Annotated in this window: 25 protein-coding genes; 7 read left to right on the plus strand and 18 right to left on the minus strand. The window is 69.0% G+C overall.

Features of this window, described 5'->3' with window-relative positions:
• Positions 1 to 5 precede the first annotated feature (5 nt).
• Genes FB475_RS04895 through FB475_RS04905 form a run of 3 tightly spaced genes read left to right on the plus strand, consistent with a single transcriptional unit; the run spans position 6 to position 2,448 of the window.
• Complete coding sequence (locus FB475_RS04895) at positions 6 to 659, plus strand: response regulator transcription factor (RefSeq protein ID WP_141852939.1); 654 nt, start codon at positions 6 to 8, stop codon at positions 657 to 659.
• Positions 660 to 688: 29 nt separating this feature from the next.
• Positions 689 to 2,035 (plus strand): sensor histidine kinase, encoded by a 1,347-nt coding sequence (locus tag FB475_RS04900; protein WP_185759076.1) that lies wholly within the window; start codon positions 689 to 691, stop codon positions 2,033 to 2,035.
• A gap of 26 nt (positions 2,036 to 2,061) precedes the next feature.
• A complete protein-coding gene (locus FB475_RS04905; RefSeq protein ID WP_202878257.1) occupies positions 2,062 to 2,448 on the plus strand; it encodes a response regulator in 387 nt (128 codons plus the stop codon).
• A gap of 57 nt (positions 2,449 to 2,505) precedes the next feature.
• Here the strand turns inward: FB475_RS04905 and FB475_RS04910 are convergent, their stop codons facing one another.
• The 3 genes from FB475_RS04910 to FB475_RS04920 are packed head-to-tail and all read right to left on the minus strand — an operon-like array spanning position 2,506 to position 5,608.
• On the minus strand, positions 2,506 to 3,774 hold the full coding sequence (locus tag FB475_RS04910) for a sugar ABC transporter permease (RefSeq protein WP_141852942.1): 1,269 nt from the start codon (positions 3,772 to 3,774) through the stop codon (positions 2,506 to 2,508).
• Positions 3,771 to 4,502, minus strand: coding sequence for an ATP-binding cassette domain-containing protein (locus FB475_RS04915; protein WP_202878258.1), 732 nt, complete (start codon positions 4,500 to 4,502; stop codon positions 3,771 to 3,773). The genes FB475_RS04910 and FB475_RS04915 overlap by 4 nt, the downstream gene beginning before the upstream one ends.
• On the minus strand, positions 4,499 to 5,608 hold the full coding sequence (locus FB475_RS04920; RefSeq protein WP_141852944.1) for a sugar ABC transporter substrate-binding protein: 1,110 nt from the start codon (positions 5,606 to 5,608) through the stop codon (positions 4,499 to 4,501). Before FB475_RS04920 ends, FB475_RS04915 begins: the two co-directional genes overlap by 4 nt.
• A gap of 166 nt (positions 5,609 to 5,774) precedes the next feature.
• On the opposite strand from FB475_RS04920, the gene FB475_RS04925 reads away from it, so the two are divergent.
• Complete coding sequence (locus FB475_RS04925) at positions 5,775 to 7,424, plus strand: APC family permease (RefSeq protein ID WP_141852946.1); 1,650 nt, start codon at positions 5,775 to 5,777, stop codon at positions 7,422 to 7,424.
• A 132-nt stretch (positions 7,425 to 7,556) separates the two neighbouring features.
• Here the strand turns inward: FB475_RS04925 and FB475_RS04930 are convergent, their stop codons facing one another.
• The 7 genes from FB475_RS04930 to ald form a co-directional block, all read right to left on the minus strand.
• A complete protein-coding gene (locus FB475_RS04930; protein ID WP_141852948.1) occupies positions 7,557 to 8,291 on the minus strand; it encodes a pseudouridine synthase in 735 nt (244 codons plus the stop codon).
• Entirely contained in the window at positions 8,281 to 10,119 is a 1,839-nt protein-coding gene (scpB, locus tag FB475_RS38260) for an SMC-Scp complex subunit ScpB (RefSeq protein ID WP_337678196.1), read from the minus strand. Before scpB ends, FB475_RS04930 begins: the two co-directional genes overlap by 11 nt.
• Positions 10,116 to 11,081, minus strand: coding sequence for a segregation and condensation protein A (locus tag FB475_RS04940; protein ID WP_141852950.1), 966 nt, complete (start codon positions 11,079 to 11,081; stop codon positions 10,116 to 10,118). The genes scpB and FB475_RS04940 overlap by 4 nt, the downstream gene beginning before the upstream one ends.
• Positions 11,082 to 11,083: 2 nt before the next feature.
• The gene (locus FB475_RS04945; protein ID WP_420359199.1) at positions 11,084 to 11,368 is read right to left on the minus strand and encodes a hypothetical protein; all 285 of its coding nucleotides are present in this window, start codon (positions 11,366 to 11,368) and stop codon (positions 11,084 to 11,086) included.
• An 89-nt stretch (positions 11,369 to 11,457) separates the two neighbouring features.
• The gene (locus tag FB475_RS04950) at positions 11,458 to 12,537 is read right to left on the minus strand and encodes a ParA family protein (RefSeq protein ID WP_238331962.1); all 1,080 of its coding nucleotides are present in this window, start codon (positions 12,535 to 12,537) and stop codon (positions 11,458 to 11,460) included.
• A 196-nt stretch (positions 12,538 to 12,733) separates the two neighbouring features.
• A complete protein-coding gene (xerD, locus tag FB475_RS04955) occupies positions 12,734 to 13,666 on the minus strand; it encodes a site-specific tyrosine recombinase XerD (RefSeq protein WP_141857812.1) in 933 nt (310 codons plus the stop codon).
• Positions 13,663 to 14,778, minus strand: a complete 1,116-nt coding sequence (gene ald / locus FB475_RS04960; RefSeq protein WP_141852954.1) for an alanine dehydrogenase — start codon at positions 14,776 to 14,778, stop codon at positions 13,663 to 13,665. The genes xerD and ald overlap by 4 nt, the downstream gene beginning before the upstream one ends.
• 254 nt (positions 14,779 to 15,032) lie before the next feature.
• Between ald and FB475_RS04965 the strand changes: the two genes are divergently transcribed.
• From FB475_RS04965 to FB475_RS04975, 3 genes are all read left to right on the plus strand, one after another.
• Entirely contained in the window at positions 15,033 to 15,857 is an 825-nt protein-coding gene (locus tag FB475_RS04965; RefSeq protein WP_185759322.1) for an LLM class F420-dependent oxidoreductase, read from the plus strand.
• 79 nt (positions 15,858 to 15,936) lie between these two features.
• Positions 15,937 to 16,632, plus strand: a complete 696-nt coding sequence (locus FB475_RS04970; protein ID WP_141852958.1) for a hypothetical protein — start codon at positions 15,937 to 15,939, stop codon at positions 16,630 to 16,632.
• Between the two features lie 49 nt (positions 16,633 to 16,681).
• Positions 16,682 to 17,278, plus strand: a complete 597-nt coding sequence (locus FB475_RS04975) for an HIT family protein (RefSeq protein WP_141852960.1) — start codon at positions 16,682 to 16,684, stop codon at positions 17,276 to 17,278.
• Here FB475_RS04975 and FB475_RS04980 read toward each other — a convergent pair whose 3' ends face one another.
• The 8 genes from FB475_RS04980 to steA all read right to left on the minus strand — a co-directional run bounded on the left by FB475_RS04980 (position 17,279) and on the right by steA (position 25,978).
• On the minus strand, positions 17,279 to 17,989 hold the full coding sequence (locus tag FB475_RS04980) for a peptidylprolyl isomerase (protein ID WP_141852962.1): 711 nt from the start codon (positions 17,987 to 17,989) through the stop codon (positions 17,279 to 17,281).
• A gap of 96 nt (positions 17,990 to 18,085) precedes the next feature.
• Positions 18,086 to 18,736 (minus strand): NUDIX domain-containing protein, encoded by a 651-nt coding sequence (locus FB475_RS04985; RefSeq protein ID WP_141852964.1) that lies wholly within the window; start codon positions 18,734 to 18,736, stop codon positions 18,086 to 18,088.
• Positions 18,733 to 20,442: a CTP synthase gene (locus tag FB475_RS04990; RefSeq protein WP_141852966.1), complete on the minus strand. Its 1,710-nt coding sequence runs from the start codon at positions 20,440 to 20,442 to the stop codon at positions 18,733 to 18,735. Before FB475_RS04990 ends, FB475_RS04985 begins: the two co-directional genes overlap by 4 nt.
• Positions 20,443 to 20,463: 21 nt before the next feature.
• Positions 20,464 to 21,489, minus strand: a complete 1,026-nt coding sequence (locus tag FB475_RS04995) for a glycosyltransferase family 4 protein (RefSeq protein WP_141852968.1) — start codon at positions 21,487 to 21,489, stop codon at positions 20,464 to 20,466.
• Positions 21,486 to 23,063: a murein biosynthesis integral membrane protein MurJ gene (murJ, locus tag FB475_RS05000; protein WP_238331964.1), complete on the minus strand. Its 1,578-nt coding sequence runs from the start codon at positions 23,061 to 23,063 to the stop codon at positions 21,486 to 21,488. The genes FB475_RS04995 and murJ overlap by 4 nt, the downstream gene beginning before the upstream one ends.
• Complete coding sequence (locus FB475_RS05005; RefSeq protein WP_141852970.1) at positions 23,042 to 23,851, minus strand: hypothetical protein; 810 nt, start codon at positions 23,849 to 23,851, stop codon at positions 23,042 to 23,044. Before FB475_RS05005 ends, murJ begins: the two co-directional genes overlap by 22 nt.
• A 1-nt stretch (position 23,852) precedes the next feature.
• A complete protein-coding gene (locus FB475_RS05010) occupies positions 23,853 to 24,800 on the minus strand; it encodes a copper transporter (protein ID WP_141852972.1) in 948 nt (315 codons plus the stop codon).
• Positions 24,797 to 25,978: a putative cytokinetic ring protein SteA gene (steA, locus tag FB475_RS05015; protein ID WP_141852974.1), complete on the minus strand. Its 1,182-nt coding sequence runs from the start codon at positions 25,976 to 25,978 to the stop codon at positions 24,797 to 24,799. The genes FB475_RS05010 and steA overlap by 4 nt, the downstream gene beginning before the upstream one ends.
• Positions 25,979 to 26,051: the final 73 nt, after the last annotated feature.

Here is a 26,051-nt window from a genome sequence, read left to right on the forward strand (position 1 = left end):
GAGCCGTGAGCCGGACGCGAGTGGCGATTGCGGACGACGACGTCCTGCTGCGCGAGGGTCTGGCCAGTCTGCTCGAGCGGTCCGGCTTCGCCGTGTTGGGTACGGCAGGCGACGGCGCCGAGCTCTTGGAGCTGGTACGTCGCCAAGCGCCGGACCTGGTCGTCGTCGACATCCGGATGCCGCCGGAGCACTCGACCGAGGGACTCGACGCGGCTGACGTGATCCGCCGCGAACGTCCGGGCACAGCCGTCGTACTGCTGTCGGCACACGTCGAGGTCGAGCACGCTCTGCAGCTGATGGCCGCGGGACACGGTGTCGGCTACCTGCTCAAGAGCCGAGTCACAGACGTCGACGAGTTCCTGGAGAGCCTGCGGCGCGTTGCGCGTGGAGGGTCGGTGGTAGATCCGGCCCTGGTTCAAGAGCTGGTCGACGCTCAGCACCGCAACGACCCGTTGGCCGCACTGAGCGAGCGGGAACGCGAGGTGTTGTCCCTGGTTGCACAGGGCCGTTCGAACGCCGGTGTGGCCCGCCGGCTCTGGGTTACCGAAGGGACCGTCGAGAAGCACGTCCGCAGCATCCTGACCAAGCTGGACATTCCAGAGGCCGACGACGATCACCGGCGCGTGCTCGCGGTACTGAGGTATTTGGACGGTCGCTGATGTCGCGCCGCGGTGGTGTCGCTGTACGGGTGGCGGTCGCGAGTGGCCTGCTGATGGTCCTCGTCGGCTCCGGCTTCGTCGTGCTGTTGGTGTCGGTGCAAGGCCTGCGTGGGTCTGAACACGAGGCGCAGCACACGTCCGCAGTACTGACCAGTGCGCACCAGGTGGAGCGGTTGGTGAATGACCTGGCGACAGGGCAACAGGACTATGTCATCACCGGTCAGCAGAAGTTCCTGGCGCCGTGGGAGCAAGCGGCTGCCCAGCTGCCGCAACAGACCGCTGCGCTGCAGCAGCTCGTGGCCGGCAGTCCGGACGAGCTCTCTCGGGCGCAAGCAGCCGGGCGGAGCATCACGTCGTACCTGCAGGACTACTCGTTGCCGCAGATCCAGACCGTTCGGCAGGACCCGGACTCCACCCGGACCGAGGCGGCGATCAGTGAAGGCACCCGGCGGGTCGCCGCGATCCGTTCGGTGCTCGACGCACTGATCTCGAGGGAGCAGCAGCTGTCCACGACCGAACAGCGGCAGTCCGACGCGATCGCCGACCGTTCGCTGGTGGCGGCGATGGCCGGGCTGGCCGGTTCGGTCGTACTCGTGCTGGGGTTCACGGTCTACCTGACGCGCGCGATCGTCCGGCCGGTGCGGGTGACCGCCGAGATGGCCAACCGGCTGGCCGCCGGCGATCTCGCGGTCCGGGTCCCGGAGACCGGCGTCGGCGAGATCCGCACGCTGGAACGGACCTTCAACACGATGGCGGCCTCGCTCGGTACGGCGAGCGCGGACCTGGCGGCGTCCCGCGCCCGGATCGTCCGGTCGTCGGACGAGACCCGGCGGCGGATCGAACGCGACCTGCACGACGGCATCCAGCAGCGGCTGGTTTCGCTCGCCCTCGACGTCCGCGCGCTGCAGGCCGACGGCGCAACCGCCGAACTTGATGGTGTGGCCAACGGTCTCGCCGCCACCCTGGACGAACTCCGGGAGATTGCCCGCGGCATCCATCCGGCGATCCTCACCCAGGGCGGGATCGAACCGGCGGTACGGATGCTCGCGCGCCGTTCGAAGCTCCCGGTCGAGGTCGCGGTCGACGTACCTGCTCGGCTGCCCGCGCCCGTCGAGGCGGCCGCGTACTACGTGGTGTGCGAGGCGCTGTCCAACGCCGCCAAGCATGCCGACGCGTCCGGAGCGATTGTCGACGTACGGATTGTCGGCAACGTACTCAGGCTGTCCGTGCAGGACGACGGCCGCGGCGGAGCGGACCCGGCGAGGGGCTCCGGCCTGGTCGGACTCGACGACCGGATCGCCGCGCTCGACGGGACCCTGAAAGTCGAAAGCCCTTCAGGTAAAGGAACTACGCTCACCGTCACGGTGCCGCTGTAATACCGGTAGCAGTACAGGCAGCAGGGATGCGACCCGCCGTCCGGCGCTGGGATGCTGGTGCCATGCGGTGCGTGATCGTCGACGACAGCCGGCGTTTCCTGGACGCGGCCCGGGGGCTGCTGGTCCGCGAGGGCGTCGCGGTCGTCGGTACGGCGACCACGACCGCCGAGGCGGCCGGCCTGATCGGGCGGCTCCGGCCGGACGTGGTGCTGGTCGACATCGACCTCGGCGGCGAGAGCGGGTTCGACCTCATCACTCGGCTGCGGGCCGACGGCGAGTCGGCGCCGATGATCCTGATCTCCAGCCACGCGGAGCAGGACTACGCGGACCTGATCGCGGCCAGCCCGGCGATCGGGTTCGTCGCCAAGACCAGCCTGTCCGCCGGCGCGATCCGCCGCCTCCTCAACCGTTGATCAGGCCGTCGCAACCGTTCATCAGGCCGAACCGTTGATCAGGACGACACCCGTTGATCAGGCCGTCTTGCCCCGCCGTACGACGGCGTCGAAGCCGGCCGCGAGCAGCAGGACGGCACCGGTGACGACCCACTCGTACCCGGACGAGTTCGCGCCCTGGATCAGGTCGCTCATCCCGTTGATGATCACCGCGACCACCAGCCCGCCGAGGACCGCGTCGATCATCCGCCCGCGGCCGCCGAACAACGACGTACCGCCGATCACCGCGGCACCGACCGCCAGCAGCAGCGTGTTGCCGGCACCCGCGTTCGACTGCACCGACTGCAACAGGGACGCGGCGATGAAGCCGGAGACGGCGGCCATCCCGGAGCAGATCACGAACACCGAGATCCGGATCCGCGACACCGCGACACCGCCGCGCCGGGACGCCTCCTCATTGCCGCCGACGGCGTACACATGCCGCCCGTACCTGGTCCGGCTGAGCACGAAGTGCCAGACGACGAACAGCAGCACGAGCAGTACGACGACCCACGGCTCGCCCTGCGCCTTGTTGCTGAAGAACGCGTTGCTGATCAGGTTGCGGTTGATGCCCATCTCGTAGGTGAACGCGATCCCGAGCAGCGCCACCCCGGCCACCTTCGCCACGACCACGACGACCGGCGTCGCCGCGAGGCCGTTGCGGCGCCTCGATCGCACGTCGCTGAGTTTCACCGCGGCGTACCCGAGGACGAAGACGCCGAGCAGCACCCAGCCCAGCCACAGCGGGACGAAGCTGTTCTCCAGCGCGATCAACGGCGTACCGGCGGGCAGGGTCACCGAACCCTGGCCCCCGACCAGGATCAGCGTCGCGCCCTGGAACGCGAGAAACGTGGCCAGTGTGATCACGAACGACGGAATGCCCGCCTTCGCCCGCAACCAGCCCATCACGAAGCCGATCGCCAGGCCGACCGCGAATCCGGCCAGGATCGCCAGCCACCACGTCCAGCCGTGCCGCAGCATCAGGATCGCCATGATCGCCGAACACAGCCCGCCGGTGGTGCCCGCGGACAGGTCGATCTCGCCGAGCAGCAGGACGAACACCAGGCCCATCGCCATCACGATGATCGGCGCGGCCTGGATCACCAGCGCCTCCAGGTTGTACGCGCTCAGGAAGCCCTGGTGGACGATCGCGAAGAACGCGGTGATCACGATCAGCCCGACGACGGCCGGCGCCGACCCGAGCTCGCCGCCGCGGAGCCGGACGACGTAGTCGCGGACGTACGAACTCAACGCGCTCGGCACACGAGGAGGCGCTGGGTGCGGGTTGTCGACGATCGTCGTGTTCACAATGCCCCCGAGGTGATCAGCTCGACGACCTGCGTCTGGGTGACCTCGGTACGCCGTACCTGGGTCGCCATCCGGCCGAGGAACAGCACCGCGATGGAGTCGGCCACCTTCATCACGTCGTTCATGTTGTGCGAGACGAGCACGACCGCCACGCCACGATCCGCGAGCCGCCGGACCAGGTCGAGGACCTGCTCGGTCTGCGCGACACCGAGGGCCGCGGTCGGCTCGTCGAGGATCACGATCTTCGAGCTCCACAGCACCGACTTCGCGATCGCGACGGTCTGCCGTTGACCACCGGACAGGCTCGCGACCTTCTGCCGTACCGAACGCACGGTACGGACCGACAGCGACGTCAGTGTCTCGGTGGCCAGCTGCTCCATCGAGTTCTCGTCCAGCGTGTGCAGCCGGCCGATCCGCTCGCGGCCGAGGAACATGTTGCCGACGACATCGAGGTTGTCGCAGAGCGCCAGGTCCTGGTGGACGATCTCGATGCCGAGGTGCGCGGCGTCCCGCGGCTCGTGCAGCTGCTGCGGCGTACCGTCGATCAGGATCTCGCCCTCGTCGATCCGGTAGATGCCGCCGATGCACTTCACCAGCGTCGACTTGCCCGCGCCGTTGTCCCCGACCAGCGCGGTGACCTCACCGGCCGCGGCGCCGAAGTCCACCGACGACAGCGCCACGACCGGACCGAACGACTTGCCGACCCCATGGAGCTCCAAGATCCTCACGAGGTGTGGATCCCGTTCTCGGTGCAGAGCTTCATCAGCGCGGCCGTCGGGCAGACCGATTGCGCGGTCTCGTACCCGTCCGTCACCGGCAGCGCGACGTTCTTCTTGGTGATCACGGTCGGCGCCGCCAGGTACGACGGGACGTCGCGGCCGCTCGCCGGATCCTTGATCGTCGCGGGCGCGGTCGGCTTCTGCCCGGCCAGGATCTGCCCGGCGAGTTTGATCGCCACGTCCGCCTCACCGGCGACCGGCTTGTAGATCGTGAAGCACTGGGTGCCGGCCATCACGTTGTCGAGGCCGCCCGCGGTCGCGTCCTGCCCGGATACCGCGACCTTTCCGGCCAGGTTCTGCGACTTCAGCACGTTGATCACCGACTGCGCCATGGTGTCGTTGGCAACCATCACCGCACCGATGTTCGGGTTCTTGCCGAGCATCGTGGTGAACACGGTCTGCGCGGTCGCCGGATCCCAGTTGCCGGTCTGCTCGCCGAGCTTCGTCCAGCCCTTCTGCTTCGACAGTACGGAGTTGTACCCCTGCGCGAACAGCGTCGCGTTGTTGTCGGTCGGCGCGCCGTCGATGTCGACGTACCCGACCGTGCTCTTGCCCGCGACCTGCGGGCAGGACGTCAGCGCTTTGCCCTGGTCCTCGCCGACCTTCACGTTGTCGTAGGAGACGTAGTACTCCGCGGTGCCGCCGGTGGTCAGCCGGTCGTAGTCGATCGCGACCACGTTGTGCTGCTTGGCCAGCGACTCGATCGCCTTGCCGGACCCGGAGTCGAGGTTGGTCACGAGCAGTACGCCGATGCCCTTGTTGATCAGGGCCTGCGCCTGCGATTCCATCGTGGTCGCGCTGCCGTTCGCGTTGTCGATGTAGCAGGTCAGCTTGTTGTCCGTGCACTGCTTGCGCAGTTCGTTCGGATCGGCGGAGACCCAGCGCGGCGACGAGGCCGTGTCCGGCAGCAGGATGCCGACCTTCGCGTTCGCGGGCGGCGCGCTGCTGCTGCCGCCGGACGACGAGTTGTTGTTGCTGTTGCCACAGGCAACAAGACCGGCCATGAGTGCCAGGGTGGTCCCGGTCAGCGCGACAGCTCGGGATGTTGTTCGCATCGTGCGCCCTTCATGATCGCCGCGGGGTTGTCTCCTGGTCAGGATGCGGTCCGGACCGGACCCGCGTCCTCGCAGCAGGCCGGAACAACGCCGTACCGGCTAGCAGGGGTACGGGTCTGCAGCCAGCGTTACTGCACCGCCCGCGGTCCGGAGCGATCGTGCGGATATGGCCACTTCTGTTGCACATCCCTCGACGGAGCGGAACCGGCCAGGTCTGCGGCGTGACATCGGTTTCGTCGGCCTGATCTGGGCGTCCGAGGGATCGATCATCGGCTCCGGCTGGTTGTTCGGCGCGCAGGGCGCGCTGTCCACGGCGGGCCCCGCGGCGATCATCTCCTGGGTGATCGGCGGGGTCGCGATCCTGATCCTCGCGCTGACGCACGCCGAGCTGGGCGGCATGTACCCGGTCTCCGGCGGTACGGCACGGTTCCCGCACTACGCGTTCGGTGGCGCGGCCGGTGCGTCGTTCGGCTGGTTCTCCTGGCTGCAGGCGGCCACGGTGGCGCCGATCGAGGTGCTGGCGATGATCACCTACGGCACGCACTACTCGTTCGCGAAGGGCTGGGAGAAGACCAAGGGCGGGCAGCACATCCTGACCGCGCCGGGGATCGTGGTGGCGATCGTACTGATGGCGGTGATCACCGCGATCAACTTCCTCAGCATCCGGATGCTGGCCCGTACCAACAGCGCGGCGACCTGGTGGAAGGTCGGCATCCCGTTGCTGACGATCTTCGTGCTGGCCATCGCACAGTTCCACGGCAGTAACTTCACCGCGGCCGACGGGTTCAACCCGGGTGGCGCGAAGGGCATCCTGTCGGCGGTGTCGACCAGCGGCATCATCTTCGCGCTGCTCGGGTTCGAGCAGGCCGACCAGTTGGCCGGCGAGAGCAGCAACCCGCGGCGGGACATCCCGCGCGCGGTCATCGGGTCGATCGTGATCGGGGCGCTGATCTACATCGCGCTGCAGGTCGCGTTCCTCGGCGCGCTGCCGGCGTCACAGGTCAAGGGCACCTGGGCGACGGCCGCGTTCAACACGTTGACGGGTCCGTTCGCACAGGTCGCGTCGCTGGCCTCGCTCGGCTGGCTCGCCACGATCCTGTACATCGACGCGATCATCTCCCCAGGTGGTACCGGGCTGATCTACATCACCGGCAGCTCGCGGGTCTCGTACGGGCTGAGCCGCAACGGGTACGTACCGTCGGTGTTCGAGAGGACCAACGACCGCGGCGTACCGTGGGTCGGTCTGATCACCGCGTTCGTGATCGGCTGCATCTGCTTCCTGCCGTTCCCGAGCTGGCGGTCGCTGGTCGGGCTGATCACCAGCGCCAGCGTGCTGATGTACGCCGGGGCGCCGCTGTCGCTCGGCGTCTTCCGGAACCGGATGCCGAACGCGCAGCGCCCGTACCGGTTGCCGGGGGCAACGTGGTTGTCACCGCTCGCGTTCGTGGTCGCGAACCTGCTGATCCTGTGGTCCGGCTGGACGACCGACTGGAAGCTCGGCGTCGCGATCCTGATCGGGTACGTGATCCTGATCGCGAACCGGGTGTTCAAGCTGAACCCGATCACCCCGCAGCTCGACCTGCGCGCGGCGGAGTGGTTGCCGGTGTACCTGATCGGGATGGGACTGATCGTGTACCTGAGCGACTTCGGACCGCTCAAGCACCCGTGGTTCCCACTCTGGTGGGACATCCTCGCGGTGGCCGTGTTCAGCGTGATCATCTACTACTGGGCGATCGCGGTCGCACTCCCGACCGAACGCATCCAGGAAATGGTCGACAGCGTCGTCCTCCCAGAAGAAGAAAACATCGCCGGCTGACCGCACGGCTTGTCCTGGTTTCACCGCGGAACTCGAGCACGGCCGCCACCCCCTCGGCCGTGCTCGACCATGCTTGCTGCTGCTTGCCTCTGCTTGCCTCTGCTTGCCGCACCACGCGGCTCCGGCGCGGTGCTACAGGTCGACCAGGTCGAGGAGTTGGCCGAGTTCGCTGTGGTCGAGTTCGCGGAGTTCGCCGGTGTGCAGGTTGCCGCGGCGGACCGGGCCGATCGCGGTCCGGGTCAGCCGCTTCACCGGATGCCCGACGGCGTCGAACATCCGGCGTACGATCCGGTTCCGGCCCTCGTGCAGGCTCATCTCGATCAGCGTGCGGCCCGGTACGGTCGACACGATCTTCACGGTGTCGGCGCGCGCCGGTCCGTCGTCGAGCTCGATCCCGTCCAGGAGCCGGCGCAGTACGGCCGGCTTGACGTTGCCGTCGACCTCGGCGACGTACGTCTTCGACACCTCGTACGACGGGTGCGCGAGCCGGTGCGCGAACTCCCCGTGATTGGTGAGCAGCAGCAGCCCTTCGGTGTCGGTGTCCAGCCGGCCGATGTGGAACAACCGCTCCGGGCGATCCTGCACGAAGTCGGTGATACAAGGCCTGCCCTGCGGATCCGACATCGTCGTCACCACGCCGCGCGGCTTGTTCAGTACCAGGTAGACATGCGCACTGACCGGCGGAATCCGAGCCCCGTCCACCCGAATGACCGCCGTCTCCGGATCCACCCGAACCCCGAACTCGGTCACCACCCGCCCGTCGACCTCGACCCGCCCCTCCTCGATCATCAATTCAGCCGTCCGCCGAGAAGCCACCCCCGCCCGAGCCAAAACCTTCTGCAACCGAACCCCACCCTCATCCCCCATACCGCACCCCACCTGCATCGCTGTGGTCGCCCGCGTCACCGCGCTCGCGCGCGTCACTGTGGTTCCCCGCGTCAGCGTCGCTTTGGTTGCCTGGGTCGGCGTCGGCGCCACCCGCATCTTCCACCCGTTCGTCGGCGCCGGACACGTCCTCACCATCGAGCTCGCCGCCCACACCTACCGCATCCAGCGCGGCACCGTCGGGCCGCTCCGCCGTACCAACAGCATCCTGCGCAGCCAGCATGCCCACGTCCTCGAGAGGCCCGTCTGCATCGGCCTCGCCATCACCATCCGACCGGCCGCCTACCGCAGCGTCCTCGGCAGTGTCGGTCTGCTCCGCCCTACCCACGGCCGGACGCTCGTCGAGCTCGGGCTGGTTCGACGCACCTGGCGTCGCGTGCTCGTCCGTCGCGTTCTCAGGGTGCTGAGGCGCGTCGGCCGCAGCGTGCTCGTCGATCTGCTCCGCGTCTTCGGTGGAGGCGCCTCGCGTGAGGTCGGCGTCCGCGTCCGTCGCCGAGGTTGGGTCTGTGGGAGCTGCTTCCGGGTCGGCCTCTGTGGAGGTGGGTGGGAGGGTTTGGGCGGCTAGTTCTTCTTCGATGTCGTCCATTTCGGGGAGGTACGGGGCCAACTCGGGGAGGTCGTCGAGGGACTGCATGCCCATGCGTTCGAGGAAGTATGTGGTGGTGCGGTACAGGGTGGCTTGCGACTCGGTGTCGGCGCCGGCTTCCTCGACGAGGCCGCGGGCGACGAGGGTACGCATGACGCCGTCTACGTTGACGCCGCGGATCGCCGACACGCGGGCGCGGCTGACGGGCTGCTTGTACGCGACCACTGCCAGCGTTTCCAGGGCGGCCTGGGTCAGCCGCGCCTGCTGGCCGTCGAGTACGAAGCGTTCGACGTACTGCGCCGCCTCCGGGCGGGTGTAGAACCGCCAGCCGCCGCCGATCTCACGCAGGTCGAACCCGCGCCCCTGCTCGGTGTACTCCGCCGCGAGCCCGGCCAGCGCCTCCGCGATGTCACCGGTGTTACGCCCGACAGCTCGCGCCAACGTGAGCACCGGCAACGGCTCGTCCGTCACCATCAAAATAGCCTCGAGCGCCCGCCGCATCGTCGCGTCGTCAACAACAACCTCATCCCCCACCACCAACGCAGTCTGCCCCGCCGGCAGATAGTCCTCGTCGTCCCCAGACGCCCCGTCGCCACCCGCAACCCCGAAGCCGGCGTCACCGTCTGCGGCGTCACCGTCTGCGGCGTCACCGTCTGCGGCGTCACCGTCGGTCGGCTCGGAGGCCCCCGTGGCGTCGTCGAGGCCGGGCGTGGTGGCGCCACCATCCACGTCGTCGGCGCCGGTGGGCTCGGAGTCATCCGCGGCGTCGCCGGGACCGGGCGTGGCGGCGATTGCGTCTCCGCCGGACGAGGTCCCGTCGCCGTCGTCCGGCGTACCCACACCCGCGGACGCCGAGGAGCGGTCAGCAGCCGAGGCGACGTCGGTGTCCGACGTACCCTCACCCGTGGACGCGGAGGGGCGCTCGGCGGCGGAGGCGTCCGACGTACCGTCGCCGGTGGATGTTCTCGCGGCGTCGGTGGCCGGCGTACCTTCGCCCGCAGACGCGGAGGAGCGGTCGGCGGCGGAGACGGCGTCGGTGTCCGACGTACCTTCACCCGCAGACGCGGAGGGGCCTTTGGCGGCAAACGCGGAGCCGGTGTCCGAAGCACCCTCGCCCGCGGACTCGGACGAACGGTCGGTGGCGGAGGCGACGTCGGTGTCCGGGGTGGCGGGGTGGGGGGCGTTGGTGGGGTCGTTCCGGGGGGTGTTGGTTTGGTCGGTCACTGGTTTGCCGTCTCGTCATGGGTGGGGGGCGGGCCCGGTTCGATGTCGGAATCGTCGGTGAGGCTGGGGCCTGGCTCCAGGAAGTCGGGGTCGTCGTCGACCACTGGGGCCTCGCCGGACTCGTCGGCGGGTTTCTGTTCTTCGTCGAACTCGTCGCTCACCGCGATGTCGCCGTCGTCGGTACCCGTCCAGCGGATCGTCAACTCACCCAACGGTGTAACCTGGTCGAACGACACCGCCGCCTCCCGGAACAGCTCCAGCAACGCCAGGAACCGGCACACCGTCGTCACCGTGTCCGGCGAATCGGCCACCAGCGACCGGAACGTCGCACTCCGCTGCCGCCGCAACCGGTCCACGATCACGATCGCCTGCTCCCGCACGGTGACGGCCGGCGCGTGCAGGTGCTCCAGCGACACCCCCGGCGGTACGTCGTTCTTCGGCGCGAGCGCCCGCGCAGCCAGCGCCGCGAGCCCCGCCGGGTCGATCCCGAGCAGTACCTCCGGCAACAGTTCGGCGAACCGCGGCTCCACCCCGACGGCCCGCGGGAATCGCCGGGACTCCAGAGCCATCCGCTCCTGCATCAGCGCCGCGATCTGCTTGAACGCCCGGTACTGCAGCAGCCGCGCGAACAGCAGGTCCCGCGCCTCCAGCAGCGCCAGGTCCTCGTCGTCCTCGACCTCGCCCTTCGGCAGCAGCCGCGCCGCCTTCAGGTCGAGCAGCGTCGCCGCGATCAGCAGGAACTCCGACGTCTGGTCGAGGTCCCACTCCGAGCCCAGCGCCTTGATGTGCGCGATGAAGTCGTCGGTGATCACCGACAGCGCGATCTCGGTGATGTCCAGCTTGTGTTTCGAGATCAGCTGCAGCAGCAGGTCGAACGGCCCCTCGAAGTTCTCCAGGTGGACGCTGAACCCCTTGCCCTCGGCAACAGTCGCGTCGGGCCCGAGGTCGACCGGATCCGACACGGTCACTCCGCGCCCTTGAGCTCCGCGGCCGGGCCCTCCGCCGCGCGCAGCCGCCGGACCAGCACCGAGTCCGGCCCGTGGTCGACGAAGTCGGCGAGCAGCACGTCGATCGCCTCGCGGACGATCCGGCCGCGGTCGGCGGTCAGGCCGTGCTCCGCGCGTAGCGCTAGTCTGGTCTGTTCCAGGCCGAGCAGCTCCTCCTCCGTCACGTACACGGTGATCTTCGTGTCGTGCCGGATCCGACCACTCGACTTCCGGTCGTCGACGACCGTCGTGCGGGACCGCACGGAGGCGGGTCCGTCAGTGGTGGTGCGCTTCTCGGGTCTGGTCTGCTTCGGTGCCGCACCCCCGAAGAGTTCACTGGCACCTGGCAGGCTCACCCGGCGGGACAACGCGCCAGCACCTCCTTGGCGAGATCGCGGTACTGCGTAGCCGCTTGGGACGAGGGGGCGTACGTCGTGATCGGTTCGCCGACGACCGTGGTCTCGGGGAACTTGACGGTACGCCGGATGACCGTGTGGAAGACGCGTTCGTCGAAGGCCTGGACCACCCGGTCCAGCACCTCCCGGGCGTGCGTCGTCCGCCCGTCGAACATGGTGCCGAGGATCCCGACGATCTCCAGCTTGGGGTTCAGCCGGTCCTGCACCTTGGCGATCGTGTCGGTCAGCATGGCCAGGCCGCGGAGCGCGAAGAACTCGCATTCCAGCGGTACGACGATGCCGTTCGAGGCGGTCAGCGCGTTCACGGTGAGCAGGCCCAGCGACGGCGCGCAGTCGATCAGGATCACGTCGTACAACGGGATGATCGGGTCCAGCACGCGCTGCAGGGTGTACTCGCGGGCGACCTCCTGGACCAGCTGGACCTCGGCCGCAGACAGGTCGATGTTGGCCGGCAGCAGGTCGAGGTTCGGCACGTTGGTGGCCCGGATGACCTCGTCGGCGGTGATGTCGCGCTGCATCAGCAGGTTGTAGACCGACAGCTCGAGGTCGTGCGGCTGCACCCCGAGGCCGATCGACGCGGACCCCTGCGGGTCGAAGTCGATCAGCAGCACCTTGCGACCGGTCTCGGCGATCGCCGCGCCGAGGTTGATCGTGGTGGTGGTCTTGCCGACGCCGCCCTTCTGGTTGCACATCGCGATCACCTGCGCCGGCCCGGTCTTGGTCGGTGGCAGCGGCTCCGGCAGGTCCGGCAGTGGCCTGCCGGTCGGCCCGATCTTTTGACGCGGGCCGTTCGGGTCGTTCACGGGTGCGAGATCCTCCGCGGTGAGCTTGGCCGTCGGCTTCGGCATCTCCGCATAGTTGTCGGGCAGGGAACGCGGCGGCACGGGTGCCGGCCGGGGCGGAGTGGGCTCGTGGCTGGGGGGCGTGCTGATCGGCTGGACCGGATCCGGCGCGGGATACTGCCCCGGCAGGTGGCCCATCTCGTGTTCGGTGCCCGGGAATGTCGACTCGTTCATGACTCGTCAAACCTTTCAACCGATACGGGCGATCCCAGCGACTGTAAGCGTGCATTCAAGCACTCTCAACCAGCCACTCCGCACCGGGGTGGGGCTGTTTGTCGACAAAGCTCCGAACCCGGCTGATCATGCTCCCCGGGTGACCAACCGTCACCAGATGATCGCACACCGTTCGTGCGCGGAAGTCACCGGGGTGCTACGACGAAAGAGCGCGCGGATGGGAGGTCGCATAGACCTCGCGCAGCTTGTCCACCGTGACCAGTGTGTAGACCTGGGTGGTGGTGACGGACGCGTGGCCGAGCAGTTCCTGGACGACCCGTACGTCGGCGCCGCCGTCGAGGAGGTGCGTCGCGTACGAGTGACGCAGCGTGTGCGGCGAGATCTCCTTGGCGATGCCCGCGCGTTCCGCGGCACGACGCAGTACCGTCCAGGCGCTCTGCCGGGACAAGCGGCCGCCGCGGGCGTTCAGGAACAGCGCGGGAGTGCCACGGCCGCGCGACACGAGCTCGGGGCGGCCACGGACCTGGTACGCCGACAGGGCGTCACGCGCGTACGTGCCGACGGGTACTACTCGCTCCTTACTGCCCTTGCCGCGCAGCAGAACCGCACCGGCGTCCAGGTCGATGTCGTCGACGTCCAGACCGACCGCCTCCGAGATGCGGGCGCCGGTACCGTACAGGAACTCCAGCAGAGCCGCGTCCCGCGTGGCGAGGACGGCTGGTTCCGCCTCGGCTCCAGCGGCCGCTGCGAGGATCCGGGTGACCTCGTCGACCGACAGGGCCTTCGGTAGCCGCTGCGGTGGTACAGGGGGCTTCACGGCCGCCGCAGGGTCCACCGCGGTCAGCCCCTCCCGTACGCAGAACTTGTGGAACCCCCTGACGGCCACCACCGTCCGGCCCGCGCTGGAGGCGGTCAGCGGCGGATGCTCCGCGTCCCCCTCGCGCAGCCGCATCAGGAAGTCGCCGACGACGGCCTCGGTGATCCGGCCGAGGTCGTCGATGCCGACGGCTGCCAGGTAGCCGCCGTACCGGCGCAGGTCACGCCGGTACGACGCCAGAGTGTTCGCGGCCAGGCCGCGCTCCACCGTCAGGTGGTCAAGGTAAGCACCGACCGCCCGGCTGATACTCAGACCAGCACCTCGTCCAGCTTCAGCTGCGCCAGGTCGTGCGCCTCGGCGACCGGACCGTACGTGACGTGTCCGTCGAACGTGTTCAGGCCCAGCGCGAGGCTGTGGTCCGACTTCAGCGCCTCCCGCCAGCCGAGGTTCGCCAGCTCGATCGCGTACGGCAGGGTCACGTTGGTGAGCGCGTACGTCGAGGTGTTCGGGACCGCGCCGGGCATGTTCGCGACGCAGTAGAACAGCGAGTTGTGGACCTTGTAGACCGGGTCGGCGTGCGTGGTCGGCCGCGAGTCCTCGAAGCAGCCGCCCTGGTCGATCGCGATGTCGACGAGCACGCTGCCGGGCTTCATCCGGCTGACCATGTCGTTGGTGACCAGCTTCGGCGCCTTCGCCCCGACCACCAGCACCGCGCCGATCACCAGGTCCGCCTCGAGCACCGCGCGCTCGATCTCGTACGCGTTCGAGGCGATCGTCAGCAGGTGGCCCTGGTAGATCTGGTCGGCCTGCCGCAGCCGCGCGATGTTCCGGTCGAACAGCTGCACCTGCGCCTGCATACCGAGCGCGATCGCGGCCGCGTTCATGCCGGACACACCCGCGCCGAGGATCACCACGCGAGCCGGATGCACGCCGGAGACGCCGCCGAGCAGTACGCCGCGGCCGCCGCCCTGCGCCATCAGGTGGTAGGCACCAGACTGCGGGGCGAGCCGGCCGGCCACCTCGCTCATCGGCGCCAGCAGCGGGAGCGTGCCGTCCGGCAGCTGCACCGTCTCGTACGCGATGCCGGTGATGCCCGACTTGAGCAACGCCTCGGTGGTGTCCTGGCTGGCCGCGAGGTGCAGGTACGTGAACAGCACCTGGTCCCTGCGCATCCGGTGGTACTCCTCCGCCACCGGTTCCTTCACCTTGAGCACCAGCTCCGCGTCCGCCCAGACGTCGTCCGCTTCCGCCACGATCCGCGCCCCGGCGGCGACGTACTCGTCGTCCGGGATCAGTGAACCGTCGCCTGCCCCCTGCTCGATCAGAACCTCGTGCCCGCTGCGCACGAACTCGTGCACGCCGGACGGGGTGATCGCCACCCGGTACTCGTGGTTCTTGACTTCCTTGGGAACTCCGACCTTCACAACTCGCCCTTCTTTCACGTCCAGGTGTGCGGCCCACATCGTTGTGTCCGCGGCCCGGCGGTTGAGGGGACGCCTGCCAGGTCGCTGCCGAGTGTATGCCTGCGGGGTTCATACCACCCGTCCGGATGGTCTGATCGTGACGCGACCTTACGGAGATGATGACGCGGCTGACACAGCAACGATCATTGACGGCTACTCATAGTGGTCGGGGATGCTGGGGGTGGACGTACTACGAGAGGAGCGCACGGGTGGCGATGGAACTGGGACGGTACGGCGTGTGGCACGGCGGGCAGCACTACGGACCGGAGCTCGCCGCCGGGCTGGAGCAGGCCGGGTACGGGGCGCTCTGGCTGGGCGGGTCGCCGGCCGCCGGGTTGCGCGACGCCGAGGTGTTGCTGGCCGCAACGACGTCGGTTGCCGTCGGCACCAGCATCGTCAACATCTGGGCCTCAGCGGCGGCCGAGGTCGCGGCGTCGTACCACCGGCTCGAGGACGAGCACCCGGGGCGGTTCCTGCTCGGTATCGGGATCGGGCACCGGGAGCACACCGGCGAGTACAAGTCGCCGTACGAGACGATCGTCGGTTTCCTCGACGAGCTCGACGACGCGAAGGTGCCGGCCGACCGGCGGGCGCTGGCCGCGCTCGGCCCGAAGGTGCTGCAACTGTCCGGCGCGCGGACGGCCGGCGCGCTGCCGTACCTGACCACGCCGGAGCACACCCGCGAGGCGCGGCGCACGCTCGGCGGCGGAGTGCTGCTCGCGCCGGAGCAGATGGTCGTGCTGGAGACCGATCCGGAGATCGCCCGGGCGGTGGCCCGGGACCGGCTGGCGACGTACCTGCAGCTGAGCAACTACCTGGCCAGCTGGCGGCGGCTTGGCTTCACCGACGACGACTTCACCAACGGCGGCAGCGACAAACTCGTCGACGCGATGGTGCTGCACGGCTCCGCGGTCGAGGTCGCGGCGGGCCTGAAGGCCCATCTGGACGCCGGCGCGGACCACGTCGCGATCCAGCTCCTCGGCCACGAAGGCATCGACCTGCTACCGGGATACGAGGCACTGGCGACGGTCCTGGAATAGGTCTTGATTCCGGCCTGAAACGGTGGAACATCGGCAGTAGGTGCACCACATCGGTGTGGTGCATGTTGGAGGTGTTCCCATGACTGAGCGACACGAGTTGCGATGGGGCGGCTTCGCCGGGGTGGCTTTCGTCGTCCTGGCCATGCTGGGCAGGTTCCTGCCCGGCAACCCTCCGACGGTCGGTGATTCCGACAGCACGATCTCGAGCTGGGTCGCCGACCACCGGGGCATGATCCTGCTGAGTTCGTTGCTCTGGGCGGCCGCTGCCGGGTTGGTGATCTGGTTCGCGGCGGCGTTCGCCGAGGCGATGCGCGAGCGGGCCGAGCGCAGCGACGTACACCTGGCACTGCTGGCGGGTTCGGTACTGGTCGGCGGCGCGCTGTTCGTGAACGCCGGGATGCAGGCGGCGACCGCGTCCGGCATCGCCGGGCGGGACGCGGCGATCACGCTGTCGATGTTCGAGCTCGGGACGCTGACCACGACCCTGATCGGCTTCGCGGCGGCGCTCCCGCTGGCCGCGGCCGGGATCGGCGTACTGCGTACGCGTCTGATGCCGAACTGGCTCGGCTACCTGGCCCTGCTGGCCGCCGTGGTCTCGTTCCTCGGCGCGTTCGGCGTCTTCGCCACCAGCGGCGCGTTCGTCGCAGGCGGCTGGCTGATGACCACGGTCCCGCTCCTGCTGTCCGCCATCTGGGTACTCGCGGCCAGCGGCTACATGGTCCGCGAACACCTACCGGAACTGACCACAGGAGACACCGCCGTACCGCAGATGTAGCTAACCAAGGCCCTTCTCCACGAGGAGGTTGTCGGGCAGAGTGCTGGGCATGACTGAGCTGCCCTCCGAGTACCACCGCAGGCTCCCGATCGGCCAACGTATGTCGGTCGAGCCGTTGCTGGGTGACGCGCTGTTCCCGTTCGAAGGCGACGTGCAGGTGGCGCCGCTGGCCGAGCCGGTGCTGCCGGAACCGCCCCGCAGCGGCGAGCCCGGTGGAAAGCCGTGCCCCAAGTGCTCGGAGCCGGACAAGCTCGTGATCTGGCGGGACGCGCAGTGGCAGCTGAAGGCGTTCGGGCCCGGTGGGCTGCCGTTCGTGGCGGTGCTCGAGCCGCAGGAGCACTACCGGCTCGACAACCTGCCCGCGGAACTGACCGCGAAGCTCGGACCGATGATCCAGCGGGTCGCGAACGCGATCCGCCGGATCGACGCCGTCGGCCGGACGCACTTCAACCGCTGGGGCGACGGCAGCGAACACTTCCACCTGTGGTTCCTCGCCCGCCCCGCCGGCATGATGCAACTCCGCGGCGCGATGATCGCCGTCTGGGACGACCTGCTCCCGAAGATTCCGGCCGAGGAGTTCACCGCCAACGCCCACCTGGTCGCCGCCGCCCTGGCCGAGGACGGCGGCGAGGTGGTCATCGGCTGACTACAGGGCGCCCAGCCGGCGGGCGACGAGAATGTTCGTCGTCCGGATGGGAGCGCCGTCCACGCCGGTCGGGTCGTCCGGGGTCGGCGCGATTCCGCCGGCCGCGACCCGGTCGAGCACGGCCAGCCCGAGGCGGTCGACCGTACCGAAGATCGTGTAGTTCGGCCGCAGCCGCGAGTCGGCGAACACCAGGAAGAACTGCGAGCCGTTCGTGTTCGGTCCGGCGTTTGCCATCGCGACCGTGCCGCGCGCGTACACCTTGCTGGTCCCGGTCGGGTCGGTCGGCCAGTTCGGCAGGCCGGTGGGCAGTTCGTCCTTGTACTGGTACCCGGGGCCGCCCTCGCCCGTACCGCTCGGGTCACCGCACTGCAGCACCTTCAGCGTGGGGTACAGCGTCAGCCGGTGGCACGTGGTGAAGTCGTAGAACCGGCTCTTCGCCAGATGCAGGAAGCTCTGCACTGTGCACGGCGCCTTGGCACGGTCCAAGGACAGCACCATCGGCCCCTGATTGGTCGCAACCACCACCTTGACGATTCCCTTGTCCGGTGTCGGCTGCGGGTCCGGCGGTAGCGACACCGGCCGCACCGCCGGGTCGTCCGGGGTCGACGTATAGCCACAAGGACCGCTGGTACTGGTCGCGGCGTCTGCTGGTGCCGTCGCCACCAACAGACTCGCCACCGTGAGCACCGCGAGTACGAGCGCTCTCTTCATCAGGCATCCCTCCCGCAACGGTGAACGGTTCCTGGGCAGCGTGATCCTCACAGCCGCCCGCGTCAATGTCACGGCCGCACCCCACCGTGCCGAACCTCAGCGGTCTTTCGCTGGCCAGGGGCTGTCGGCGGGGCGGAGGGTTTCGAAACCGGGGCCGTTGAGGGCGGTCCAGGTGGCCAGGGCGCCCATGATCAGGATCGGGTTCTGGAGTTGGCCGGCCAGCGCGGCCGCGACGACGTCGATGAGCGGCGCCCAGACCGTTTCCATGTCGGCTTCTTCGGCGACGCGTTCGAACGCCTCCTCGGCCGGCGACAGGTCGCGGGCCAGAAAGATGCGGACCGCCTCGTCGGTCAGGCCGGGTGAGGTGAACGCGTCGACCAGGATCCGCCAGTCGGCGGCCTTGGTCGCGGTCTCCTCCCACAGTTCACGCTCGGCGCCCAGACGGTACTGCTCGCCCTGCACGTCGAGCAGGCCGGCCGGGGCCTCGAGCAGCTTGTGGCCGACCGGATGCCGGTACTGGCGGACCAGCAGCATCCGGTTGTTCTCGTCCAGCGCCACCACGCCCACAGCTCCGGGATGTACGACGACGTCGCGGACGAACGGCGTACCGCCTGGCGGTTCGATCGTGTCCCGCCGGACCGAGATCACCCGCCCGGTCTCGTGCACCACCTCCGACGCCGAGACGGGCCAGTGCTCCGGCCGGTCGGCGAGGCCCGCGCCGAACCGGAGCTCGGGATAGTCCTTCATCGGGCCTTGACCGCAGTCTTCTTCGCAGCAGCCGGCTTCGGCTCCTCGACCGGCAGCCGGGACTCGCGCTGCCGGTCCAGGGCGGCCGAGACCAGGCCGGAGAACAGCGGGTGCGGCTTGGTCGGCCGCGACCGCAGCTCCGGGTGCGCCTGGGTGGCCACGAAGTACGGGTGCACGGACCGGTCCAGCTCGATGAACTCGACCAGCTCATGGTCCGGCGAGAGGCCGCTGAACACCAGGCCGGCGGTCTCCAGCTTGTCCCGGTAGGCGTTGTTCACCTCGTAGCGGTGCCGGTGCCGCTCCTGGATCGACGGGGCGCCGTACAGGCCGCGGACGATCGAGCCCTCGGCCAGGTTCGCCGGGTACAGGCCGAGCCGCATCGTGCCGCCCATGTCGCCGGTACCGGAGACGATGTGCTTCTGCTCCTCCATCGTCGCGATCACCGGCTGCTCGGCGTCCGGGTCGAACTCGCTGGAGTTCGCCTGGTCCAGGCCGGCCAGGTTCCGCGCGACCTCGATCACCATGCACTGCAGCCCGAGGCACAGCCCCAGGATCGGGATGCCTTGCTCGCGGGCGAACCGGATCGCGCCGATCTTGCCCTCGATGCCGCGGACCCCGAACCCGCCGGGGATGCAGATCGCGTCCACGTCACCGAGCAGCCGGGCCGCCGCTTCCGGAGTGGCGCACTCGTCGGAGGCGATCCAGCGCAGGTTCACCCGGGCGTCGTTGTCGAAGCCACCCGCCCGCAGCGCCTCGGCGACCGACAGGTACGCGTCCGGTAGATCGATGTACTTGCCGACCAGCGCGACCGTGACCTCGTCCTTCGGGTGGTGCACGACCCGCAGCAACTCGTCCCAGCGGGTCCAGTCGACGTCGCGGAACTGCAGGTTGAGGCGGCGTACGACGTACGCGTCCAGGCCCTCGGCGTGCACGACCTTCGGGATGTCGTAGATCGACGGCGCGTCGACGGCGGCCACCACGGCCTCGACGTCGACGTCACACATCAGCGAGATCTTCCGCTTCACGCTGTCCGGTATCGGCCGGTCGGCGCGGCAGACGATCGCGTCCGGCTGGATACCGATCGAGCGCAGCGCGGCCACCGAGTGCTGGGTCGGCTTGGTCTTCAGCTCACCGCTCGGTGCCATGTACGGCACCAGCGAGATGTGCAGGAAGAACACGTTGTCGCGGCCCACGTCGTGCCGGACCTGCCGGGCCGCCTCCAGGAACGGCAGTGACTCGATGTCACCGACGGTGCCGCCGATCTCGTGCAGGACGACGTCGACATCCGGGCCCGCCATCGCGAGCATCCGTTCCTTGATCTCGTTGGTGATGTGCGGGATGACCTGGACGGTGTCGCCGAGGTACTCGCCGCGGCGTTCCTTGGCGATCACGCTGGAGTAGATCTGGCCGGTCGTCACGTTCGCGACGGCGGACAGGTCCCGGTCCAAGAACCGCTCGTAGTGGCCGATGTCGAGGTCGGTCTCGGCGCCGTCGTTGGTGACGAACACCTCGCCGTGCTGGAACGGATTCATCGTGCCGGGATCGACGTTGAGGTACGGATCCAGTTTCTGCATGGTGACCCGGATGCCGCGCGCCGTCAGCAGACTGCCGAGGCTGGACGCTGTCAGTCCCTTGCCGAGACTGGATGCCACGCCACCGGTGACGAATACGTGCTTGGTCTGCTGGGAATTCGAAGCCCTGTCCACGGGCCTCCAGCCTACCTCTTGTCAAGCACCGGTCGCGACGAGACCCGCGTAGATGTCGAGCAGATTCTTTGCCACCGCGTCCTCGTCCATCCACCGGGCGGCCAACTCCCGGCCCCGTGTCCGCATAGCGTTCGCCGTGTCGGGCTCGGACAGCACCGCCCGGACCCCGTCCGCCAGACCGTCCGCGTCGCCTGGAAACGCCAGTACCGCGCTGTCGTCGACCAGCTCTGGTACGCCGCCGACCGCGGTCGCGACGACCGGTACGCCGACCTGCATGGCCTCCTGCAGTACGAGTGCCCGCGCCTCCCAGTGAGACGTGAGCAGAAACACGTCCGCGGCGCCGAGCAGGTCCGCCACGTCGTTGCGGTGTCCCAGCAGCCGGACTGGTAGCTGCTCCGCGTCGATCCGCGCCTGGAGGTTGTCCCGCAACGGTCCGTCACCGACGACGACGAACACCGCGTCCGGTGTGGACTCGTGGACGCGATGCGCCACCGACAGCAAGGTCGGGTAGTCCTTCTGCGGCGCCAGCCGGCCCACGGTGAGTACGACGGGCTGGTCGCGGAGCCCCAGCTCACGACGGACCGCGATGCGCGACTTGCGGATCGTGGGCATCGCAGGAGCGGCCACAGGTGCTAGCTGAGCGTTACGAGCGCCCAGGCTCTTGGCCAGCTCCACGAGATCGGTGGAGGCACCCAGCGTCAGGTCGGCGCCTCTGGCAACCAGCCGCTGCCCCATGCGCATCACCAGGCCTCGAGGACCCGGTGCGATCACCGCGTTGTGCCAGGTGACCACCAATGGGCGCAGCCGGGACCTGTCGCGGAGCGCGGTCATGCCGGCGCGGTAGCCGTGCGCATGGATCACGTCGCAGCCGCGGAGACCAGCTGCCTGCGTCACGACGGTCGCGGGCGCGAAGTCGAAGTGCTCAGCAGTGCCAGGCGGCGCGCAGACCACCACATCATGCCCCGCACTCACGAACCGAGGCACCAGCGAGACGACGTGCTGCCCGATCCCACCCCGCGCCTCGGCGAGCAGCAGCCCGATCCTCATCGTTTCTCCCGTCGTACGAGGGCGCGTGCGTCCGCGCGATCCAATGCAAGCACGACCACGGCGTACACGCCGACAACGGCCAGCCCGGACAGCAGCGAGAACAGCACGGCCTTACCGACTCCACCATGCCCTGCAGGCAGGGAAACAACCCATCCGGCTGCACCCGCCAGTGCGGCGCCTGCGAGCGCAGTGAGGTGTGCACGCGGGACACCGGTCAGTACGCCGGGCCCTGCCTCGCGACGCAGTACCAGGAGCAGTACGAACGCTCCTACGACCATGCCGATCGACATGGCGGCCGCCAGCGCAGGTACGGCGTCCCAGCGAGCAGTGAGCACCACACCGGCTATCGCTACGAGTACCCAGGCGCCTGAGGTCACCACAGCGACCTCACGCCCCGAGTGGCGTGCGTAGAGCACGCGGCCGACGTGCATGAGTACGGCGAACCCGATGGCCGCGGGCGCGAACGCCAGCAGGCCGTTGGCGAGTGAGGTCGCCTGGGCCGCCTGCACCGCGCCGTCGTCGTACGCGAAGATCCGCGCGACCGGTACCGCTGTACCGATCAGCAAGGCTGCGCCCGCGCCGCCCGCGAGCATGACGGCTCGCGTGGAGGTGGACGCATACCGGTCGAACTCCTCCCCTGCCTCGAAGGCGGCCGCGAGCCGCGGGAAGACCGCTGTCGTGATCGGGACCGCGAGGACGGCGTACGGCAGCAGGTAGATCGCGTTCGCCCACGTGTAGACGGCGATGCTGCCCGCCACGCCGCGATGGTTGGCCAGGTACGTCGTCACGACGAAGGTGAGCTGCTGCGCGATCAGTACGGCGAGACCCGCGAACGCCAGCCGCCGCAGGACCGGGCCGACGCCGGGGTCCAGACGCAAGGTCGGTCTGATCGGAAGGCGCAACATGAGCATCGGCAGGAAGGCCGTCAACGCCAAGGCAGCCACACCCGCCGTCGTACCCCAGGCCAGCAGATCGGTGGAGCCCTGCGATGCGGCGTCCGCGTTGGGAGCGGCGACAGCGAAGGCGAAGTACGTCGCGACGACGACGAGGCTGGAGATCAGCGGGGCGAGCGCGCCGGCCGCGAATCGCTTGTGGGACTGGAGTACTGCGGTCGCGACGACAGCGATGGCGTAGCCGAAGACCTGCGGTACGAAGATCGCCAGCATCCGGGTCGCGGTCGCGGTGGAACTCCCACACTCCGCGCCGGGATCGAGCATCGCGCTGGTGTACCGGCCCGCCAGAAGCCAAGCCAGCAAGGCAATCGGGGCCAGCAGGACGAACGACCAGGTGAGCAACGCGCCGATGATCCGGCCCTGCGCGGCACGATCGCCCCGAGCCACCGGACCGGCCAGCACCGGAATCACCGCGCCGGCCAAGGCCCCGCCGGCAACCACTTCGAACAGGATGTTCGGGAGCTGGTTGGCCGTCGTGTAGGCCTCGGCGAGACAGCCCGCGCCGACGGTCTTCGAGAACACCAGCCAGCGGCCGAACCCGACCACCCGCGCCAGAACGGTGACCGCTGCGACAACCAGTGCGGCGCGGGCGACCCGACTCACCTGGGTCGTCGGCCCCACTGGTCGATCTTGTCGAGGGTGGGGGTGTCGGCGATGACCTTGGTGAAGCTGACCTTCTCGCTGGCCAGGTTGAGGCCGACGACGAGCGCCAGCGCCAGCGTCTTCAGCGGACGCGGGAGGGTGGCGGCGAGGGTCGTACCGGTGATGGCGCCGAGACCGTTCGCGCCGCAGTCGCCGAGCATCGCGCGTTCGCCGAGATCCGACGGAGCGGCCGCCGCGGCGGCGCCGACGACAGCACCGGCCGGGCCGTTGACCACGGCGAGCGGCGCGTTCAAAGCGGTGACAGCCTTGAGCGCACGCCCCGGACGAAGGTCGAGCAAGTTGGTGAGGTTCGCCGTACCGGCAATCAAGGCGCCGTCGGCAACTACTCCGGCGACGGCCTTCACCCCGCGCGACTTCCGCGGCAGCAACGCGGCGGCGGCGAGACCGGCAGCACCGACACCGAGGATCTTGATCGCGCCGCTGGTCACCTCGCCGCGTTTCAACGCTGTCAGGTGACCGCGGAAACCCTTGGCCTGTGTCGTTCCGCGCAGATCGTCGTACGCACCGACGGCGCCCGACACCGCACCCGCGACGACCGCGGCGGCCTTCACCTTGCTGTTGCCGCGCGAGGCGATCACCCCCGCCAGCGCACCGAGCACCGCGCCCGGACCCTCGAGCAGGGTCACCGGCTCACCACGGTGGTTCGTCCGCTCGAACGGCGTCCGGTTCTCCTTCGGCAACTTCTCCGCCGCGCGCTCGAGCCCGGCGGTAGCCGCCGCCGCGACGGCAGCGCTCAGAATTCCCACGTCAGTTGTCCTTCGTCTGTACGGCCGACGGCGCCACGCCGTTCTTCGCGTTGATCGCGCCGTACTGCCCCGCCTTGCCCGTCGCCTGCTCGGCGAGTGCGAAGACCACCGTCATCTGACCGGCGGGGAGATCGGCCACGTCCACCGAGGAAACGATCTTGGTGGCGTCGGAGTCACTCCGCAAGGCCTTGAGCAGGCCGCCGTCGTTCGCGGTGTCCGGCGTACCGGCCACGACGACTCCGCCGCTGCCCATGTCCAGGCCCTTGATGAAGTCCACAGCATCGACGTACGACGAGTTGTCCGGGAGCGGCGTCGGCGGCTGCGCGGCGATCACCACGATCAGGCTCGACCGGTCCTTGACCGTCGACGGCTTGAGCGACAGCAGCTTCGCGCCGGTCAGCCCGCTGAGCACCTTGATGGAGTCCGCGTCGGCGGTCTTGCCTTCTTCCTTGGCCGCGACCCCTCGGGCGAGCAGCAGCCCGGCCCGCTGGTACGTCGTACTGTCCTTGGGGAAGTCCATGTCCGCGGTGACCAGCTGCTGGACGAGCGTGTCGACCAGCTGGCGCTGCCCGGTGTCGAACAGCTTCGAGTCCAGCGAGACCTTGGTGGAGACCGTGCCGCCGGCCTTCTCCAGCTCGGCCTGGACACCGTCGCTCAGGTCGCTGTCGGCGTTCGGCATCGTCACCAGCGTGATCTTCTTGTTCGCCAGCTTGCCGTCGGTCAGCCCGGCGGTCACCTTCGCGACGTAGTCGTCGCGGTACTTGTCGAGCGCCTTCAGCTGGACCAGCTCCGCGCGCGCGTCGGTGAGCTGCTGGCGGTCCTTCTCGGCCTGACTGGCCACGATCTCGCTGCCGGTGCCCTTCAGCGGACCGGCGCCGAGCACCACACCCGCGCCCAGGGCGAAGAAGATCGCCACGATCGAGACGATGTGGTAGCGAAAGTCGATCACTGGAACAGCTCCCGGATCCAATAGACGAAGTCGCTCCAGCGTGCCCGAAGGATCGACCACAAGACATCGTCCGCGCCGATGGCGACCATCGCCATTCCGACCGCGAACAGGCCGGCCACGATCAGCGCGACCACCTGGAACGTCGAGACCCGGCTGCGGTAGAGCCGGCCGACGCCCTTGGCGTCGACCAGCTTCGCTCCGACCCGGAGCCGGGTGATGAACGTGCTCGCCATCCCGGAGCGGCCCTTGTCGAGGAACTCCACCAGCGAGTTGTGAGTGCCGACCGCGACGATCAGCGAGGCGCCCTTGGAGTCGGCGAGCAGCATCGCGACGTCCTCGCTGGTGCCGGTGGCCGGGAACTCGATCGAGTCCACACCGAGCCGCTCCAGCCGTTCGGAGCCGGGCGCGCGGCCGTCACGGTACGCGTGCACGACCACCTCGGCGCCGCATTTCAGCGTCTCGTCCTTGACCGAGTCCATGTCGCCGACGATCAGGTCCGGGACGTACCCGTTCTCGACCAGGGCGTCCGCGCCGCCGTCGACACCGATCAGCACCGGCCGGTACTCGCGGATGTACGGCTTCAGCGCGACCAGGTCGTCGCGGTAGTCGTACCCGCGGACCACGATCAGGACGTGCCTGCCCTCCATCGGGGTGTGGATCTCGGGTACGCCGACGCCGTCGAGCAGCAGGTCCTTCTCCCGGCGCAGGTACTCCAGGGTGTTCGCGGTGAACGCCTCGAGCTGGGTGGACAGCCCCGACCGGGCGTCCTCCATCAGCTCGGCGACCGACTTGCTGTTCTGGGCGAGGCCCTTCGCGACCGCCTCGTGACCGCGGTACAGCGTGCCCTCGTCGAGCCGGACGCGCTCCCCCTCGTGCAGGATCGAGAACACCTCGCGGCCGACGCCGTCGACGAGCGGGATACCGGCCTCGACCAGGATCTCCGGCCCGAGGTTCGGGTACCGGCCGCTGATCGAATCGGCCACGTTCACCACCGCGGCGACCTTGCAGTCGACCAGCGCCTCGGCGCTCACCCGGTCCAGGTCGACGTGGTCGATGACCGCGATCTCGCCCGGCCGGAGCCGTTTGGTGAGATTCTTGGTACGCCGATCCAGCCGGACCACACCGGTGACACCGGGCAGTTCAGTGGTACGTGCTCTCCGCAGGCTGGGCAGTTTCATCGCGCTCTCATCCTGCCATGTCAAGAGCCCCCTACCGGTTCATTTACCCGAGTGCCCCCTTGTTCACGCACCG

Source organism: Kribbella jejuensis (assembly GCF_006715085.1).
Classification (GTDB): domain Bacteria; phylum Actinomycetota; class Actinomycetes; order Propionibacteriales; family Kribbellaceae; genus Kribbella; species Kribbella jejuensis.